Raw genomic sequence first — 18,383 nt, forward strand, 5'->3', positions numbered from 1 at the left:
ATGTTAAGCTGCTGTAACACGTTGTTTTTGAATGAAATGTCTAATTGAATGGTATTTAATTAAATAGTGTTTAAAACAATCGTTTTAATTATAGCATGTGTTTAGAAAGATGATTCTAAAAGCCCAGTGTGACTGGGCTTGTAGCAGGTCTGATGAGAGGTGGGTGTTTAATTTTTAAGACTCTTCGTTTTCTTCTGTTTGAGGTTCAAAGACAGGCCATCCACCTAATTTCTTCCATTTGTTAACGATCTCACAAAAAAGTTCAGCCGTTCTTTCGGTGTCATAGAGCGCTGAGTGGGCTTCTTTATTGTCAAATGGGATACCTGCCGTGCGACAGGCTTTGGCCAGTACGGTTTGTCCGAACGCTAAACCGCTCAGGGCTGCGGTGTCGAAGGTCGCAAAAGGGTGGAAAGGATTGCGCTTTAATTTGGCTCGTTCAGAGGCTGCCATAACAAAGCTGTGGTCAAAGTTGGCATTGTGGGCGACCATGATGGCGCGGGAACAACCAGCAGCTTTTTGTTCTTTACGGATCTGTTTATAGATCGCTTTGAGTGCTGCTTCTTCGGATACTGCACCACGAAGCGGGCTGAATGGGTCGCGGATGCCATTAAACTCCAGTGCTTCCTTGTGGATCACTGCACCTTCAAATGGTGTCACATGGAAATGCAGGGTAGAAGCCGGTTTTAGCCAACCGTCATCGTCCATCTGCAAAGTCACTGCGCAGATTTCTAGCAAGGCATCAGTTTTGGCGTTGAAACCCGCCGTTTCAACATCAATGACGACAGGGAAGTAGCCGCGAAAGCGACTTTTAAGTGTGTTTAGTTCGTTATCTTGGCTCATAGCACTGCGGTTAATAAAAATAAAGGGGGGCATTATGTCAGATTCATTACGGGAGCTAAACCTATAATCCCTATCGTAATGATATTCAGGTTACTTTAGGAAGAGGGCTGGTATTTAACAGTTTTTGAGTTATTAATGGGGCTATTTGAGGTTAAAGATTTTTTTACAGGTTCCGATACAATAGTCAGCAATTATGATTGAGCTGGTAAATTCAGATTATGGGCAAAATAACAACATCATTATGCTTGTCGGCATCATTGCTGATGGCAGTAACGGCAAGTAGCCCGGTAGTGGCGAGTAAGCAATATGTGGCCACGCCAGCACAATCTAGCTGGAAGGTGGCGGTAGACACACCTTTGGAGTGCCGTATGCTCCATACCATCCCGAATTTTGGTGAAGCGCAGTTTATTTCTCGTGCCAGCAAGAAAATTAATCTCGATTTTGAATTGAAAATGCGTCGTCCGATGGGAGAGACCCGTGATGTCAGCCTGGTTTCTATGCCGCCTCGCTGGATGCCGGGGGATGCCGCGGAACCTATCACCAAGATCACCTTCTTTAAGCAGTTTGATGGCTATATCGGTGGTCAGATGGCGTGGACAATGCTGACTGAGCTTGAAAGCGGACGTTACCCAACGCTGAGCTACCAGGACTGGCAGCACCGGAATAAGCGAATTGAAATTGGTCTGTCTGCTGTGTCTTTTCAGGGGCCGTACCAGCAATTTAGTCAGTGTTTGGATAATTTGCTGCCATACAGTTTCAAAGACATTGCTTTTACTGTTCTGCATTATGATCAAAACAGTGATGAGCTGAACAAAGCTTCGCGCCACCGTTTATCGCAAATTACAGACTTTGTCCGTTACAGTGATGATATCGATTTGATGCTGGTGGCAACTTATACCGACTCAATTGGTGGTAAGAATGTAAATCAGGCACTGTCGGAGCGTAGGGCGAAGAAGCTGGAAGAATACTTTATGGCGATGGGGTTACCGAAAAACCGTATCCAGGTTGAATCTTACGGTAAGCGTCGGCCAATTGCTGATAATGATAGCCCTATTGAGCGTAATAAGAACCGCCGTGTTGTTATTTCTCTGGGCCGAACAATTATTTAAGATTTCTTATTTTTGACCACTGAACAACCGGCACAACAGCTACATTGAAATTGAGATTTCAAAAGAAAGAGTGCTTCAACAATGAAAAAGCTTCTTAGTATTGTGCTGTTTGCTATGGTGTTGGTTTTTGCATTTGGTGGTTATGCGGCATTGGACTCCCATCATGTGGTAGCTAAGAAGGTGACTCGCGCCGAGGCCAAGTCGATGGGGCTGAACAAAACTGCTTACTACATGGTTTATAACACCGAAGATATGGCGCGGCTTGATGACCAAATCAAGGAAAAGGTAGAGCAGCGATCGGTCGCTTATTATTCCGTGGTGTATTTTGTTCCTCGGCGGAACAAAGATCATTATCAGGCGATGATCACTGAATATAACGGTAAGTTTGAATGATGAAAGAGCGAGGTTTGTACCTCGCTTTTTTTATTGGGAGTTATTGAAGACGGAACCGGGCAATGAGCTCGCATTGATTACTGGTGTTGATGTTTACAAGCTGGCGGGCAATTGCCGGATTCGGGTGGCGTTTCAGAAATTCAACCAAGGCTGACTTACAGCAGCCGAGCGAATCGACAAAGGCACTACAGGCCTTATTAGGACACTGCGGGATCATCGCCATTATTTGCTCAGAGGCTAGCTGGAGGTATTTCAGTTCGTAATCTTTATCACCAAGTTTACGCCAGAATGAAGCGAGGTTATGGCAGGAGATCACTTTAATCGTCAGCAGATCTTCTAACTCATCTTTCGTATCATGAATGGTTTCCAATTGCTGGGATTCTGCCAAAGCCAGTTGGTAATGAATAACAGACATCATTGGTTTGTGACTGCTTTCAGCTTCGGCCGCGAGTAAAGTGTGTCTTTCCCAGCGTGATACATCCATGGACCCCCTCCTTTCTTATTAGTTATGACTGTAGTGAATTGAGAAAATTTAATTCAATTTGTGGCCAATCAACTACATGCCACCAGGCTTCAATGTAATCCGGCCTCTTATTCTGGTAGCTGAGGTAGTATGCATGTTCCCAGACATCCAGAGCGAGAATGGGTTCGCCGCGATGCTCTGCAATGTCCATTAAAGGATTGTCTTGGTTGCTGGTGGTCGAAATCTCAAGTCGGCCATCACAGATGCAAAGCCAGATGAAACCTGAACCAAAGTGATTCGCGGCAGCTTCGGAAAACTCTGTTTTAAAATGTTCGAAATTTCCGAAATGACAGTTGATTGCTTCAGCTAGCAGGCCTCCGGGTTGACCGCCACCGTTCGGTGACATACCGAGCCAGTAAAGGTTGTGGTTGAAGAAGCCACCACCATGGTTTCTTACTGCCGGAGAGTGATTGGATATTGAAGCAAAAATATCGTGAAATGATTGTTGTTCGAGTTCTGTATTGGCAATTGCCGTCATGAATTTATCAAAGTAGATTTTGTGGTGCCGCCCATGATGAATTTCCATGGTTTTCGCGTCTATGTATGGCTCTAGCGCATCATAGGGGTAAGGAAGCTCAGGGAATGTGAATGACATGATCGTACTCTCTTGGTTTTTTCAATATGTTAGTGATAATTATTCTCGTTATCAACCATGTTTTTTGTGTCACTATTCTTAATTCTTATTTTTGGAGCTGAATGGATGCTGGAAAGGGCTAAATTGAGAACGATATATCAACAAAACTAAGTAAAGGGCTGTGGCGATGAAGAGAATATTAGTGGTACTTATGTTCGGTGTCGGTTCGGTTATTGCGGATGATACGATCGTTGGAAGTGATGCTTACCGAGTGGAAAGTGAGTTGGCTAGTCAGATTGAGGCCAAGCAGATCAGCAGGCAAGAAGCAGAAGAGATGGATCTTAACCAAGCTGATATATACGAGGTGAGCAGTACCGTCAGCGTTGAAAACCTTGAGCTTCTAATTGCTGAAAAGCTTCAAGACAGTATTATGCCTTTTTACTCGATTGAATTTAACGATCCGACTAAAGACAACGAGTTCCGCGCAACAGTGACGGAGTATTTTGGCAAAGTTGAATAGATTTGATCAAAGGCGGCAAAGCCATGGGCTTTGCCGAATAATACCTTAATATCTTAATGCCTAGAGGTGCTGGATTAGTTCAATTATGGCACCTTCGGATTCGTCGCCGTAGCTGACGAGGGCGAGCGTATATTTGTAGGTCTCGTTGTCGTGTTTGCATAGCAGCTTCATTCCCATGACACCAGTGTATTACGCGTTAAAAACGATCGCTTACTTGATGATCAACCTCTGGCACTTCTGCCAGGGCTGAGTTTTGCGAGGTAAGTGGCGTCAGGAGAGTCTCAGGATGGAACTCTCCTGGAACACTGTGCCCTGCAGTATCAGGACAGTGAAAATCGGTGGTTTAACGCACACCAGAGCTGAAAATCCTGCTTCAAACCACTATAGAAGACTTATTCGGTAGAGACCTAATCCCTATCACTCAGGAACTCGCAAAGAGTTGTTAGTGTTGCAGCAAAGTCTAGTCACAGCCTCGTGGTACGTTATGGGGTAGGATGGTTCATTACATTTGTCCCTTTGTAAGGCATTTGTATCAGGCCAACCAATTTCAATAGGATGGCCATGATAACTCAGTTCAGAAGCAATACCATAATTGAACGTTATTTGCGCGCTTCAGCAAAATCAGGAAAAGCTGAATGCGTTTCATGGTGCTGAATTGTTACGCTGGTTTTACAATAGCGCATTTCTTCTTCGATACACTGATAGTGCGACCAAGCCGATAAGGCTGATGAAAGAGAAGGTACCGCCACTTTTACCAGATGAAGGTTTAGCATGATTAACAGGTGAAGCGACAGAAATCGTTCCTTCATAAGGAATGGCGTTGTGCTCGGTCACCGTCACACTCATTGTTTTGTCCGTTTTAAATGAAAAGCTCGCACGTCCTGCTTGATCAGTCAGAACAACATGTGTTTTGCCTGATTGTGAAACCAGAGCGACTCTTGCATCTTTTAATGGTGCACCTTCACGCTGAACCGTAATATTGAACGTGGCATTGCTGGTTGGAGGGAGGTTTGCTGGGTGCGTTACGGTCAGGTTTTTGGGTTCTAGGGTGCGCAGTTCTAATTCAGGGTCGCCAAGCCAGTTGAATAAGCGTGCAGTGATAAATCCCTTCCCATTTTCTCGGGTGCCGTATTGGTCAAATACCCGGTGTTTGGCCCGCGTCATCGCCATTGCTGGTTTCCAGGAAAGCGGATAAAGAGCGCTAGACCAGGTGTTATCATAATCGTTCCAGAATGTGTCCATTAACCCAACGTGAAAAAGATCATTGGGACCTGAGTAGCTGATCCTGGCGGCTCCAAGAAACCCCACGGCACCACCGTTTGGATTTCGTACCCAGCTTTCTGCAAATAGATCTTTACCGTCAAACCAGCCGGTGGCGCAGTTCAGGCTTAAAACGACAGGAAACAAGCCGTTAACGAGGTTATATTTTACGTTTGCATAATTAAAGTGGGGATCCGCCCAGCCTTCACCGCCGTCATAGCCGTGATCGCGGTGCACCACAATGCCGACACCGTCCCTGATTGCTGTTGTTATATCATTGCCGTCACCTGCCCCTTGATTTTTCCACACCTGGGGAACCGATGCTGGCGGGGTGATGCGGCCTGAGCCGTAACTCCAGCCGCCGTAAGTCAGATTATTGGTTGTAGCACTATCCCATTGAAGGGCGGTATGGATTTGGTAGCCTTTGTTAAAATGGTCACCGTCACTTTGAAAAAAATCATAGTCTGCCCCTAGAAAATCTGCAATGCGGTGCAGATCTTCCATAAACATGCGATCAGCTTTGTTATCTGGAGCTTTGCCGTTTTCACCACGGTCTTGGAATTGTCCAGCCAAAAGGATGTGACTGTATCTATCAGAAATAATAGGATTTTTTTCATAATCAAGGGTGCGCTTAACCATGGTTTTTACCTGGGATTCTTTATCAGCGGCAAAGCGGCCAATGACTAAATCCGGGTACTTGTCGACACCATCAACTAAGGTATAGTCAAAGTCAGTATGCCATTCATGTGTATTGCTAATGGCAGGATGACCGATGACTTTCCAGCCAGGTAGATCTTCATGATCGCCGACCAATAGTACATACGATGTCATTGGCCCGTGGTGGTAGGCATTACTGATGTAATTTTTAATTTCCTCCTGTGTTCTACCACTTTCTGAAATCGTTGCAACATAGACGTTATAGCCTTTTTTGCGCTTCCAGACAGCTAGTGGCTCTATTTCGTCCCGAAATTTGTCTGCAGTAATGATGAGGTAATCGGCCGCTTGAGCCGGAGTTAGTGTCGCGCTGCTTTTCGATTCAACGGCTGAGACATTGTCTGTCATTACACTGCTTGGCTCCGAGCGAACATCAAAGATTGAACCTGAGTCAGAATGTTCAGGTTGCAGCGCATCGGTGACTATCGTTTTTGGCGTGTTGATGTTCGGTACAACTGAATTCAGGTGAAAACGCACTTTTTTTGCGAACCGGACGGATTCCGTTACTGGGTTAAATTCAATTGGCTGATACGAGACAATGGCGTAACTCTTGCCTCTGACTCGAATAGTTTCAACAAGCTGAACTGGCTTACTGAGCATGACAGTGTCTGTATCCATTAGAGGATGATAGGCTTGTTCATCTTTAACGAAAGGAAGGTGTTCATCAAGCCTGATGCCATCGATTGTAGCGGCATCGGGGAAGGGTAGTTGAACGGGATCAATAATAATGTTGTTGAATGTGTCTGACCACTGAATGTCGTCAATAACAACGCCAACTTGAGCATCGTCAGAAATGCGGATCATCTGTTGATAACCCGTCAGATTTGGTTTACCAGGATCTGCTGGGTGGCCACCGTTTGGAAGTTGGATTCGGTTATAGGTCTTTCCGTCAGCTAATGTGACTTTCCCCATTGTCAGCCATGACAGCTTGGCTTCAAACTCGGCACTGTTTATGTTTTTGCGGTTTAGTATAAAAGGCTGCTGCGCAGCTGTTGACGAACGAGCCTCGATGGTATGAGGCAAGTCGTCAAATCGAATTGTTTTTTTGTCGAAAACTTTACTATCTACATGCTCTGCTGCCCAAATAGGCTGTGACAGCACAGCCAAAAGGCAGAGAACTCCCCTAATTGTTTTTTGCATTAAACTATCCTGATTATTTTTCTATCTGTTTTCGAGATTCTTATGGAAAGCGAACTAAGAAGGTGATTGACTTTATTGTTTTCGCAGTGTGTTTATTTTTGCTTTTTTAGCAGCTGATGGTGATCTGCATAGTTAATAAGGCGACAATGTATAGTAAAATCTATAGAGAAATTTATTTTTTTGTACTGTTCATTGTTTAAACCCCGCGGGGAGACTTTGTTGATGCGCGCAAATAACGCTCAATTATGGTATTGCTTCTGAATTCAGTTATCATTTCAATCCTATTGAAATTGGTTGGCCTGATAACAAATGCCTTACAAATACAACGTCCCAAAACGCCTGGAAAAGGATTTATCTGATGTTGATTGAATCGCTTTGTGCGTTCCGGACGTGGAATAGGCGCTGCACAGTCCTCTGCGTGGAAATGATTTAGTCTGCTAACTGATCAGGTTGCATAATTTGGACTGAGTTCCTTCCCTTTAGAGATCTACTATTAGGAACTCCTATTTAGTTGTAATTTTTTCCATTGAGGTATGAAGGCCTGGCAAAAATCATCGACATGACAAAATAAGCCCATTAACTTGTCCATAGCTGGTTCCTTTGTGATTAGTCCTTCTTGGTCGAAAGATCTGATTACGGAACCAGCTATTAGTTCCCAAGATTCTTATCCTGAGTTCAGGTTAATTATTCTTCCGGATAGACTTTGTCTTTGAATTCACAGAGGTCTTCAATGATGCAGCTGCCACAGCGTGGCTTGCGGGCTATACAGGTATAACGGCCATGCAAGATCAACCAGTGGTGGACATCTACTTTGAATTCTTTAGGAACGACCTTCAGTAGCTTCTGTTCAACCTGATCGACATTCTTCCCAATAGCAAATTTAGTACGGTTGGATACGCGGAAAATATGGGTGTCGACAGCAATGGTCGGCCATCCGAAAGCGGTATTAAGAACAACATTTGCCGTTTTACGGCCAACACCAGGTAGGGCTTCAAGAGCCTCGCGGCTTTCAGGTACTTCACCGCTGTGTTTCTCGAGCAGGATTTTGCAGGTTTTGATGACGTTTTCTGCCTTGGAGTTAAACAGGCCGATAGTCTTGATATATTCTTTTATGCCATCAACACCCAGGTTATGCATTGCTTGTGGTGTATTGGCAATTGGATACAGTTTATCAGTAGCTTTATTGACACTTACATCGGTTGCCTGTGCAGAAAGCAGCACCGCAATGAGCAGTTCGAAAGGGGTACTCCAGTTTAGCTCTGTTTCAGGGTGAGGGTTTTCAGCCCGAAGGCGTTCAAGGATCTGAACGCGTTTCTCATTGTTCATTATTGCTTCCTAATCTCATACCAATCAGCATAAGTATTTGATCGTCCTTGCTTACTTAAATCACTTTTTACCGCGTTAGATTTTTTGGGTTAGAACCACGAGTTACTGTAAATTCTTCCCTGTCTTTGGCGATTTTCCTACGCAATTATCTGAACACTTACTTATCCTGATAGGTCTATTTTGACTGACTCCGCAGCTTCTCACGTTCTGGTGTAGGGCCAGAAACAGGGTGAGCAGCCTGTTTTGATATGGTCAGCTGCGGATTTTGTTTGTTCTTTTTAGTTTGCCGAGGTCACGCGAGCGCGTTCGATAGCCGGCTTAGTTTCAGCATCTGCGACTTTTTGTTCACGCTTTTTATCAATGAAGTTTTTCAGGGCGATCATAAAGCCAACACCGATGAAGGCGCCCGGCGGCAGCATCGCCAGTAAGAAGCTGCTGTCGAAACTGAAGACTTCGATGCGTAGTGATGCAGCCCAATCTCCAAGCAGGCGATCTGCACCGTCAAACAGTGTTCCATTACCCAGGATTTCACGCATTGCACCTAGAACGACTAACGCTGATGTCATACCTAAGCCCATCCATAAGCCATCCAGCACAGCCGGTAACGGTTCATTTTTAGAGGCAAAGGACTCGGCACGACCAATGATGATACAGTTAGTTACAATCAGGGGAATGAAAATCCCTAGTGATTGGTAGAGCCCATAGGTGAAGGCATTCATCAGTAGCTGGACACAAGTAACCAGTGCGGCAATGACCATCACAAAAACCGGGATACGGACTTCCGATGGGACCCACTGGCGCACCAGGGATACAATCAGGTTCGAACTCACCAGTACCAAGGTTGTAGCGATCCCCAAGCCTAGGGCGTTAGTTACGGTCGCGGAAACCGCGAGCAGGGGACATAGCCCCAGTAGCTGAACGATGGCCGGGTTGTTATTCCACAGGCCATTTTTCATCAGTTCTTTATTCATACTCATGATTCACCCTGGCAATTCAGAGGTTGGTTAAATAGCTTTTGCTGGTGACGCTGGTAGTAAAGTGACACATTTTTTACCGCGCCGACAACAGCTCGCGGAGTGATTGTTGCGCCGGTAAACTGGTCAAAATCACCACCGTCTTTGCGAACCGCCCAGCTGGTATCTTTTTCATCATTAAGCTTTTTACCTGTAAAACTGTAAATCCAATCCGTGATTCGGGTGTCAATTTTATCGCCCAGTCCAGGAGTCTCATTGTGGTTCAAGATACGAACGCCCGTAACAACGCCGTCCGTATTCAGCCCCACAATAAGTTTAATTGCTCCATTGTAGCCGTCCGGAGCAATTGCCTCGATAGCAACACCGGAAACTTTGCCTTCCTTTTCCGCCAGATAAGCTGGCATGGCTTCTGGTGTTCCAAGGTATTGTTCGCTGGTGACAAGTGTGCAGCTTTTATAAATCTCATTATCGTGGCTGTCTGCAGGGATCACCTGGTTCAAAACTTTTAGCAGCTCTTTTTGCTGTTGTTCCTGAATTCGGTCTTCCGTCAGCAGGTGCGTAACGGATACCAGCGATGTTGCTAGTAGGGCAAAAATAGCCAGCACACCGCCGTTTTTCTTCATTGCATTTAGCATGCTTGCTCCTATCAGTAGCCGTAAGTTCGAGGGCGTGTGTAGTAGTCGATTAGCGGAACACACATATTCGCAAGCAGGACGCTGAAGGCAACACCATCAGGGAAACCGCCCCAGGTTCGGATCATATACACCAGTAGGCCAATCAGCGCGCCAAAAATCAGTCGACCCTTAACGGTTGTTGAAGCCGATACCGGATCGGTAGCAATAAAGAAAGCACCTAACATGGTCGCACCAGAGAACATGTGAATAATTGGTGAAGCTGTACCGTCCGGGCTGATCATGAAAGCGATTGTGCTGATAACAAAGAGTGTACCCAACATACCGACAGGGATGTGCCACTGGATAATGCGCATTTTAAGCATAGCCAGACCACCTAATAGGAAGCCGATGTTAATCCATTCCCAACCGACACCGGCAATAACACCAAATACCGGATTTAAAAGGATCTCGGTAGTTGTGTGGCCGGTAGTCAAAGAGGTTTTTAAGGTATCGAGCGGTGTTGCCATCGTAACACCGTCAATAGATGCCCTTAGCTGGTGGGCACTGTAACCGTCCTGGGTAAAGCCAGTGAAAATGGCGTACAGGCTATCAATCAGTGAAACTGGTGATGCCGCCAGTGATGACGGTGGTAGCCAGGTTGTCATTTGCACAGGGAAGGAGATCAGCAGAACCACATAGGCAACCATTGCCGGGTTGAACAGGTTTTGCCCTAGGCCACCGTACAAGTGTTTGGCGATCACGATTGCGAAGATTACGCCGATCACCGTGATCCACCAAGGAGCTAGAGGCGGTATGGAAATACCAAGCAATACGCCTGTAAGCAGTGCACTGTTATCCCTTAGGTAAGGGAGCGACGGACGGTTACGAAATTTCATTACCGCAGCTTCAGAAGCAACCGCGGTGACAGATGCCAGTAGGACTTGAATGACAACACCCCAGCCAAAGAAGAACCACTGTGCGGCAATGCCAAGAGCCGAACAAAGGATCACAGTTCGCATTATATCGCTGGTACTGCGACGGCTGTGAGTATGGGGTGAGCTGGCAATATTAAAAGCCACGATTAGTTTTCCTCGTTATTCTGTTGTGCATCTTTTGCTGCTTTTCGCGCCTTGGCGCGGGCAACCGCTGCTGCAACGGCGGCCTTTTTCGGATCAACTTCATCTATAGAGTCGACGATAGTGCTTGTTACGTTTTCAGTTGGAGTAACCTGATTTTGTAACGTTTTTTTTGCTGCTTTTCGCGCCTTGGCGCGAGCAACTGCAGCAGCTACGGCTGCTTTTTTAGGGTCGACTTCATCAATGGAATCGGTAATAGTGCTTGTTCCGGTTTCGGTTGTGTCCGCTTGGGTTTGCAATGCCTCTTTGGCAGCCTTACGAGCTTTAGCTCGGGCAATTGCGGCAGCAACCGCGGCCTTCTTCGGATCTACAGTTTCAGCTTCTTCTGTTTCGACTTCGGGTGTAGTTTCAGGTGCAGCATTTACAGGAATGGCGACAGATTCAGCCTCCGCTTCTTTTTCCGCTTTACGGGTTTTAGCGCGGGCAATTGCAGCAGTCACAGCAGCCTTCTTCGGATCTACATCTTTAGATTCGGTTACTTCAGTGGCTTCTGGAGCAGCAGTTTCAACTTCATCGCTCTGTGCAGCTTTTCGGGCTTTGGCGCGGGCGATAGCAGCAGCCACGGCAGCTTTCTTCGGATCTACATCTTTAGATTTGGTTACTTCAGCAGCTTCTGGAGCTGTAGTTTCAGCTTCATCACTCTGCGCCGCTTTACGGGCTTTGGCGCGGGCGATAGCAGCAGCCACGGCAGCTTTCTTCGGATCTGCATTTTTAGATTCGGTTACTTCAGCGGTTTCTGGAGCAGCAGTTTCAACTTTATCGCTCTGTGCAGCTTTACGGGCTTTGGCGCGGGCAATTGCAGCAGCTACTGCGTCTTTTTTCGCATCGCCTGTTGACTCTGGTACAACGGTAACTACTGAACTTTCGGTTTCTTTAGTCGCTTTGCGCTCACGGGCCTGACGCTTACGTTCTTCACGTAGTTTCGCCATTTCAGAGTTATCTGGCTGTAATTCACCATTAGCCCCTGTTTTCGCTTCAGCTTGTTTTGCCTTAGCTCGAGCAATTGCAGCGGCTACAGCTGGTTTCTTATCTGTATCGCTGCTGGCGGCTGCTTGTTTGGCTTTAACTCGTGCAATTGCTGCTGCAACTGCATCATCACCACCAGTGGCTGCCATTTCTTTACGGCGATCATCAGCTGCTTTTTTGAAGCGGTTTTCGCGTTCTGCTTTGTCTCGCTCCAGACGTGCATTTTTCGCTTCGAAACGCTGTTTAGCTCGTTCTGCATTTAGTTCATCTTGCTGACGGGTACGGATTTCAGCTTTGGCCTGACGATAGTATTGAACTAACGGAATTTCGCTTGGGCAGACGTATGCACAGGCTCCACATTCGATACAATCAAACAGGTTGTACTCTTCACATTTTGCATAGTCTTTATCTTTTGCATACCACTGAAGCTGTTGTGGAAGCAAAGAAACTGGGCAGGCATCGGCACAAGATGAGCAGCGGATGCATGACATTTCCTTATGTGCAGGAGAAATCTCCTTGCGAGTCGGTGCCAGAATACAGTTAGAAATTTTGGTGATAGGTACATCACAGTGGGGTAGGGTAAAGCCCATCATTGGGCCGCCCATGATCACGCGAGGCAGTTTCTTATCTGCCTTGTAACCGAAGCGTTCAAGCAGGAAGTTGACCGGTGTACCTAACAGTGCCCAGGTATTACCCGGTTGCTTGAATGTTTTTCCGGTTACGGTTACTACTCGTTGAATTAATGGTTCGCCGTCAACTACAGCGCGCTTTATCGCATAAGTGGTACCAACGTTATGCATCATAATGCCAATATCGGCTGGAATGCCTTTGGCTGGCACTTCTTGGTCAGTAAGTACCTTGATGAGCTGTTTTTCACCACCCGACGGGTATTTGGTCGGGATTGCACGAATAATAATACCGTCATCTTCAGATATGCAGCGTTGAAGTGCCTCAATTGCTTCTGGCTTGTTATCTTCAATACCGATAATGCTTAGCTTCGGCTTGAGAATATGGTTTAGTATACGAATACCTTCAACCACGTCGCGGGCGTAATCCTGCATTAGCCGATCATCGGCGGTAATATAAGGTTCACACTCTGCAGCATTGATGATCAGGATTTCGGTTTTACCAAGGCCACTTTGAAGTTTTCGACCTGCTGGGAACCCTGCGCCGCCCATACCGGAAATGCCGTGTAGACGAATGTGATCAATCAGATCTGATGGCTCAGTTTGGTGATAGTCGGCAATTGGTGTCTTTTCACCCCAGTGATCATTACCGTCTGGTTCGATAATAATACACATATCCGCCAAGCCCGAAGGGTGGGCAATGGTATGGGGGGCGATAGCCTTAACAGTACCGGATGTAGGTGCGTGTACAGGGACGCTCATTGCAACATCTGCATGAGTCAGCACCTGACCTTTATGGACTTTGTCGCCAGCGGAAACCAGTACATCGCCGACAGCGCCGATGTGCTGCTTCAACGGCAGAACCAGCTCCTTTGGCAACAGTGCTTCTGCGATCTCAGATTGGCTGGATAGGGTTTTCTGCTCTGGTGGATGAATCCCGCCCGGGAAGTCCCATAGCTGACCCTGTTTAATTTGTTCGATTATTGACAGCATGGTTACTCTACCTTGTTGGCGCTCGTATCAGTTGGAATATTCACGACAGGGATCTGGTTTAAGTTCCACTTCCAGTTTTCTGGAGTCATTTCCACCGGTACCATTTCGATACATTCGGTCGGGCAAGGCGATACACAGAGATCGCAACCAGTACATTCGTCTTTAATAACGGTATGTAGGGCTTTGGTGCCGCCGACGATTGCGTCAACAGGACATGCCTGAATACACTTGGTACAGCCGATACACATATCTTCATGAATAAAGGCAACTTTTTTGATGCCTTTCGTTTCATCGTGGGCTGAATCCTGAACTTCCACACCCATTAAATCGGCCAGTTTTTCAATGGTTGCCTGTCCGCCTGGAGGACACTTATTGATGTCATCACCGTTGGCAATGGCTTCAGCGTAAGGTCGGCAACCTGGGTAACCGCACTGACCACACTGGGTTTGTGGCAGGATGGCATCAATTTGCTCGACAATTGGATCTGCTTCGACTTTGAAACGAATAGAGGCAAAGCCTAGAAGTAGACCGAAAATCGCGGCAAGGACTGCGATAGCCGTGACTGCAATTAAGATTCCGCTCATCTTATAGTTTCACCAATCCAGTAAAGCCCATGAAGGCAAGAGACATAAGGCCAGCGGTGATCATTGCGATAGATGCTCCTTTGAAAGGCCCCGGTACATCTGCGGCTGCAATACGCTCACGCATAGAGGCAAATAGAACCAGTACCAAAGAAAAACCGATAGCTGCGCCAAAGCCGTAAATCACGGACTCGATGAAATTGTGACGTTCGTTGATGTTGAGTAGGGCAACACCCAGTACCGCACAGTTGGTCGTGATTAGTGGCAGGAAGATACCCAACAGGCGATAAAGCGTCGGGCTGGTCTTATGGACAACCATTTCGGTAAATTGAACAACGACAGCAATCACCAGGATAAAGCTGAGCGTTCGTAGATATTGAATGCCAAGAGGTATAAGAATATAGGCTTCGACAAGGTAAGCACACACCGACGCCAGAGTAAGAACAAACGTTGTTGCCAAACCCATACCAATTGCTGTTTCCAGTTTTTTAGACACCCCCATAAATGGGCAAAGGCCTAAAAATTTTACCAGTACAAAGTTGTTAACCAACACTGTACCTACGAGTAGTAGTAGGTATTCAGTCATACCGTCTTAATTATATTTTGCTAGAGATCTGCATATTATCTTCCTTTGTCCGGCCTATAACAACTCCTCATAAGCAGGGTTTTTCAAGATTGCTGTGCTTTTCGTCAGTTACAGCAAACTGTTTTCATCAGCCAATCTATTTTTTTAACGGAAAGAATACGTTTAATGATCAAATGTTAGGGGAAGGAGAGGGACTTGGACGGGGCGGCCATCTGCCTGCCAGCGACAATTAGCGCGAAATGTTAACAAACAGGTACTAAAAAGCCCCGTCGATGACGAGGCTTCGAAATTGGCTCCCCCTGCTGGACTTGAACCAGCGACATACGGATTAACAGTCCGCCGTTCTACCGACTGAACTAAGGGGGAATTGTCTGTACCAGCGATACTATCCACTCTTTTGCAGAGAGTCAACGGTCTGCAAGGGAATCGTTTTTGTTGAAGCTCTGGTGGTAAAGGCTGCTTTGATTGTTATCTTAGCGCAGTCTTGAGTTGGGTCTATAGGCAGAATAAAAAAGAAAGCGACCACAAATTTAGCAAAACATAATTTCAAAAATGGAGTGAAAAAAGTCTTGATTTCACGTAGCCCCGATGTAATAAGGCTTGAGCTTAGTTATCCACGGAAACTGTGGATAACCATGTTGATGGATGTTTGGAAAATCAGGTTTCGCTTGAACATGTGGCGATCTGGTTGTTCTTTGCGCGCTTTCGTGGCGGTACATAAATATCTGTTCTTAAGCGGAATAGAAATGTGATACCGGAAAAATATGAATCAATTAGAATAATTGCTTTAAAACAATTCAGTCTTTATTTACTTGTGAATTGAAAGGAATTAACAATTGGAAAAGCTGTGGATGATTTCTCTTGATTTTTATGGCAGAGAGGAATTATGTTCGACGGGAATGTTTCGTCTGATGAATCACTGAACAAGTGAGATTGTGTTCGTGGGCGGTGATAATACGCCCACGCAAGATATAGGTCAAACTAAGCTTGGTATTTTTGTTCTTTTATTGATCGGGTGAATAAATCTGAATGTAAAAGTCTGGATATGGAAGCATTTGAAATGCTGCATTCTCAGACAAGTCTTATCCGCAGTGCTTAGTCGACCTTAGGCCTACTTAATATCTTGGTTGCTCGTTTGTTGACAAGCCGAGCCATAATAGCAAAATGCTCTATAAAGTCCTGCTCCTTACTTACGGAATGTCTGCATGAGTAAATCCTTTAAATTATCTTCTCAGTTTGCCCCTTCAGGGGATCAGCCTACAGCGATTACTCAGCTACTGGATGGGTTGGATGCGGGGCTAGCTCACCAGACGCTGCTAGGGGTGACGGGGTCTGGTAAAACTTTTACTGTGGCCAATGTCATTGCTGAAGCAAACAGACCGACGTTGATTCTGGCTCCGAATAAAACGTTGGCTGCGCAGCTCTACGGTGAAATGAAGGAGTTCTTTCCTGATAATGCCGTGGAGTATTTTGTCTCTTACTATGACTATTATCAGCCGGAGGCATACGTCCCTACAACGGACACCTTTATTGAAAAGGATGCGTCTGTTAATGCGCATATTGAACAAATGCGTTTGTCGGCGACCAAAGCTCTGATGGAGCGACGGGATGTTATTATCATTGCTTCTGTGTCCGCTATTTATGGTCTGGGTGACCCTGATTCCTACCTTAAGATGATGCTGCATGTTCGTCGCGGTGACATGCTCGATCAACGTGATATTTTACGTCGTCTGGCTGAGTTGCAGTATACCCGCAATGATGTTGCCTTTGAGCGAGGAACATTCCGGGTGCGTGGTGAAGTGATTGATATATTTCCTGCTGAATCTGAAAAAGATGCGGTACGTATCGAGCTTTTTGATGATGAAGTCGACTGTATTAGTACTTTTGACCCGTTAACTGGAGCCATTCACCAGCGAGATATTCCCCGTTGTACGATTTACCCGAAAACCCACTATGTTACACCGAGAGAACGCATCCTCGAAGCAATTGACTTGATTAAGGAAGAGCTGGTTACTCGGAGAAAGCAGTTGATGGACAACAATAAGCTGGTCGAGGAGCAGCGGATTGCCCAGCGGACACAATTTGATATCGAGATGATGAATGAACTCGGCTTTTGCTCTGGTATCGAAAACTACTCCCGTTATCTGAGCGGCCGTACAGAGGGTGAGCCGCCTCCGACATTGTTTGATTATCTACCAGCAGATGGTCTGCTAATTATCGATGAATCTCATGTCACCGTTTCGCAAATTGGTGCGATGTACCGCGGTGATAGGTCGAGGAAGGAGAACTTGGTGGAGTACGGCTTCCGTCTTCCTTCTGCATTGGATAACCGCCCGCTGAAGTTTGAAGAGTTTGAAGCACTGGCGCCGCAGACGGTATATGTTTCGGCAACGCCCGGCACCTATGAGGTTGAGCAATCGGTGGGCGATATTGCAGAGCAAGTGGTGCGCCCGACAGGCCTTCTTGATCCACAAATTGAAGTTCGCCCGGTAACGACTCAGGTCGATGATCTGTTGTCTGAAATCCGTATTCGTGAGGCTAAAGGTGAGCGGGTACTGGTAACAACGCTGACTAAGCGAATGGCTGAGGACTTAACAGAATACCTTGATGAACACGGGGTAAGGGTTCGTTATCTTCACTCTGATATTGATACGGTCGAGCGGGTTGAAATCATTCGTGATTTGCGTCTTGGTGAGTTTGATGTTCTCGTCGGGATTAACTTGTTGCGAGAGGGCCTGGATATGCCAGAAGTCTCTCTGGTCGCAATTTTGGATGCGGATAAAGAAGGTTTTCTTCGTTCTGAGCGTTCTTTGATACAGACCATAGGTCGTGCGGCACGTAACCTTGAGGGAAGGGCGATTTTGTATGCGGATAAAATTACCGGTTCAATGGAACGTGCGATCAATGAGACGAATCGTCGTCGAGAAAAACAACATGCCTATAATGAGCAGAATGGTATTGTCCCGCAAGCCTTGAATAAGGCAGTGGCCGATATTATGGAGCTTGGCCAGTCTGGTCGTAAAGTGAATAAAGCCGCTCAGCTTCATAAGGTCGCAGAGCAAAAAGGTACTTATATAACGCTGTCACCCCAGCAACTGGAAACTGAAATTCAGAAGCTTGAATCAGAAATGTATGATTTAGCTCAGAATCTTGAGTTTGAAAGAGCGGCTGAAATTCGAGATAAGATCCATTCAATGCGCGAACAGTTTATTGTAAATAGTTAGTGCGGAAGTATGGCTTCCGGATGAAGGTGGAAGTAACCATAGGGTAGGAAGCAGGTTCGAATGCTGCAAAATGGTTTGACTCTATAAAACGCGAAGGTAGGGCTTCTCGCGGGTAAAAAAAAAGCCAACCGATAAGAGTTTCGGTTGGCGTCATTGTTTAAGTGAAAATATTCCACAAACAACGTCAGTTGGCTAGGTTGACTCTCAGGAAAGAGTCGAAACATATATTGCAGACATCGTGCCAACTTTTAAATTTATTGGAATTGTACTTTTTTGCTCCATTT

General features: G+C 46.0%; 15 protein-coding genes, 1 tRNA gene and 1 pseudogene. 4 read left to right on the forward strand and 13 right to left on the reverse strand.

The window, feature by feature from the left end; translation table 11 throughout:
- Positions 1-174: 174 nt before the first annotated feature.
- Positions 175-840: a ribonuclease T gene (rnt, locus tag Q0852_RS03000; protein ID WP_299013620.1), complete on the reverse strand. Its 666-nt coding sequence runs from the start codon at positions 838-840 to the stop codon at positions 175-177.
- A gap of 263 nt (positions 841-1,103) precedes the next feature.
- Here rnt and Q0852_RS03005 point away from each other — a divergent pair, with 263 nt between their 5' ends.
- Together Q0852_RS03005 and Q0852_RS03010 are read left to right on the forward strand one after the other, a co-directional pair.
- Positions 1,104-1,949 (forward strand): OmpA family protein, encoded by an 846-nt coding sequence (locus Q0852_RS03005; RefSeq protein ID WP_299014295.1) that lies wholly within the window; start codon positions 1,104-1,106, stop codon positions 1,947-1,949.
- Positions 1,950-2,030: 81 nt separating this feature from the next.
- Complete coding sequence (locus Q0852_RS03010; RefSeq protein WP_299013622.1) at positions 2,031-2,342, forward strand: hypothetical protein; 312 nt, start codon at positions 2,031-2,033, stop codon at positions 2,340-2,342.
- Between the two features lie 40 nt (positions 2,343-2,382).
- Here the strand turns inward: Q0852_RS03010 and Q0852_RS03015 are convergent, their stop codons facing one another.
- Positions 2,383-2,826 (reverse strand): DUF2753 family protein, encoded by a 444-nt coding sequence (locus Q0852_RS03015; protein ID WP_299013625.1) that lies wholly within the window; start codon positions 2,824-2,826, stop codon positions 2,383-2,385.
- A 22-nt stretch (positions 2,827-2,848) separates the two neighbouring features.
- Positions 2,849-3,460: a superoxide dismutase gene (locus tag Q0852_RS03020; protein WP_299013627.1), complete on the reverse strand. Its 612-nt coding sequence runs from the start codon at positions 3,458-3,460 to the stop codon at positions 2,849-2,851.
- 166 nt (positions 3,461-3,626) lie between these two features.
- On the opposite strand from Q0852_RS03020, the gene Q0852_RS03025 reads away from it, so the two are divergent.
- Positions 3,627-3,959, forward strand: coding sequence for a hypothetical protein (locus Q0852_RS03025; protein ID WP_299013630.1), 333 nt, complete (start codon positions 3,627-3,629; stop codon positions 3,957-3,959).
- Between the two features lie 75 nt (positions 3,960-4,034).
- Here Q0852_RS03025 and Q0852_RS03030 read toward each other — a convergent pair.
- From Q0852_RS03030 to Q0852_RS03075, 10 genes and pseudogenes are all read right to left on the reverse strand, one after another.
- Positions 4,035-4,148, reverse strand: a pseudogene (locus tag Q0852_RS03030) (lactoylglutathione lyase); the annotation flags it as partial.
- A 480-nt stretch (positions 4,149-4,628) separates the two neighbouring features.
- The gene (locus tag Q0852_RS03035) at positions 4,629-7,073 is read right to left on the reverse strand and encodes a C25 family cysteine peptidase (RefSeq protein WP_299013632.1); all 2,445 of its coding nucleotides are present in this window, start codon (positions 7,071-7,073) and stop codon (positions 4,629-4,631) included.
- 684 nt (positions 7,074-7,757) lie between these two features.
- Positions 7,758-8,399, reverse strand: a complete 642-nt coding sequence (gene nth, locus Q0852_RS03040) for an endonuclease III (RefSeq protein ID WP_299013633.1) — start codon at positions 8,397-8,399, stop codon at positions 7,758-7,760.
- 278 nt (positions 8,400-8,677) lie between these two features.
- On the reverse strand, positions 8,678-9,376 hold the full coding sequence (locus Q0852_RS03045) for an electron transport complex subunit E (RefSeq protein WP_299013634.1): 699 nt from the start codon (positions 9,374-9,376) through the stop codon (positions 8,678-8,680).
- Positions 9,373-10,008, reverse strand: coding sequence for an electron transport complex subunit RsxG (gene rsxG, locus Q0852_RS03050; RefSeq protein ID WP_299013635.1), 636 nt, complete (start codon positions 10,006-10,008; stop codon positions 9,373-9,375). Before rsxG ends, Q0852_RS03045 begins: the two co-directional genes overlap by 4 nt.
- A gap of 11 nt (positions 10,009-10,019) precedes the next feature.
- Positions 10,020-11,066, reverse strand: a complete 1,047-nt coding sequence (rsxD, locus tag Q0852_RS03055; protein ID WP_299013636.1) for an electron transport complex subunit RsxD — start codon at positions 11,064-11,066, stop codon at positions 10,020-10,022.
- 2 nt (positions 11,067-11,068) lie between these two features.
- Positions 11,069-13,708, reverse strand: coding sequence for an electron transport complex subunit RsxC (rsxC, locus tag Q0852_RS03060; protein WP_299013637.1), 2,640 nt, complete (start codon positions 13,706-13,708; stop codon positions 11,069-11,071).
- Between the two features lie 2 nt (positions 13,709-13,710).
- Positions 13,711-14,292 carry an electron transport complex subunit RsxB gene (gene rsxB, locus Q0852_RS03065; protein ID WP_299013638.1) on the reverse strand — a complete coding sequence of 194 codons (582 nt, stop codon included), beginning with the start codon at positions 14,290-14,292 and terminating at the stop codon, positions 13,711-13,713.
- Position 14,293: 1 nt separating this feature from the next.
- Positions 14,294-14,875 carry an electron transport complex subunit RsxA gene (gene rsxA / locus Q0852_RS03070; RefSeq protein WP_299013639.1) on the reverse strand — a complete coding sequence of 194 codons (582 nt, stop codon included), beginning with the start codon at positions 14,873-14,875 and terminating at the stop codon, positions 14,294-14,296.
- Between the two features lie 290 nt (positions 14,876-15,165).
- Positions 15,166-15,241 (reverse strand) — tRNA-Asn (locus Q0852_RS03075).
- An 839-nt stretch (positions 15,242-16,080) separates the two neighbouring features.
- Here Q0852_RS03075 and uvrB point away from each other — a divergent pair.
- Entirely contained in the window at positions 16,081-18,099 is a 2,019-nt protein-coding gene (gene uvrB / locus Q0852_RS03080) for an excinuclease ABC subunit UvrB (RefSeq protein ID WP_299013640.1), read from the forward strand.
- Positions 18,100-18,383: the final 284 nt, after the last annotated feature.

This window comes from uncultured Photobacterium sp., from assembly GCF_947502415.1.
In the GTDB taxonomy this organism is placed as follows: domain Bacteria; phylum Pseudomonadota; class Gammaproteobacteria; order Enterobacterales; family Vibrionaceae; genus Photobacterium.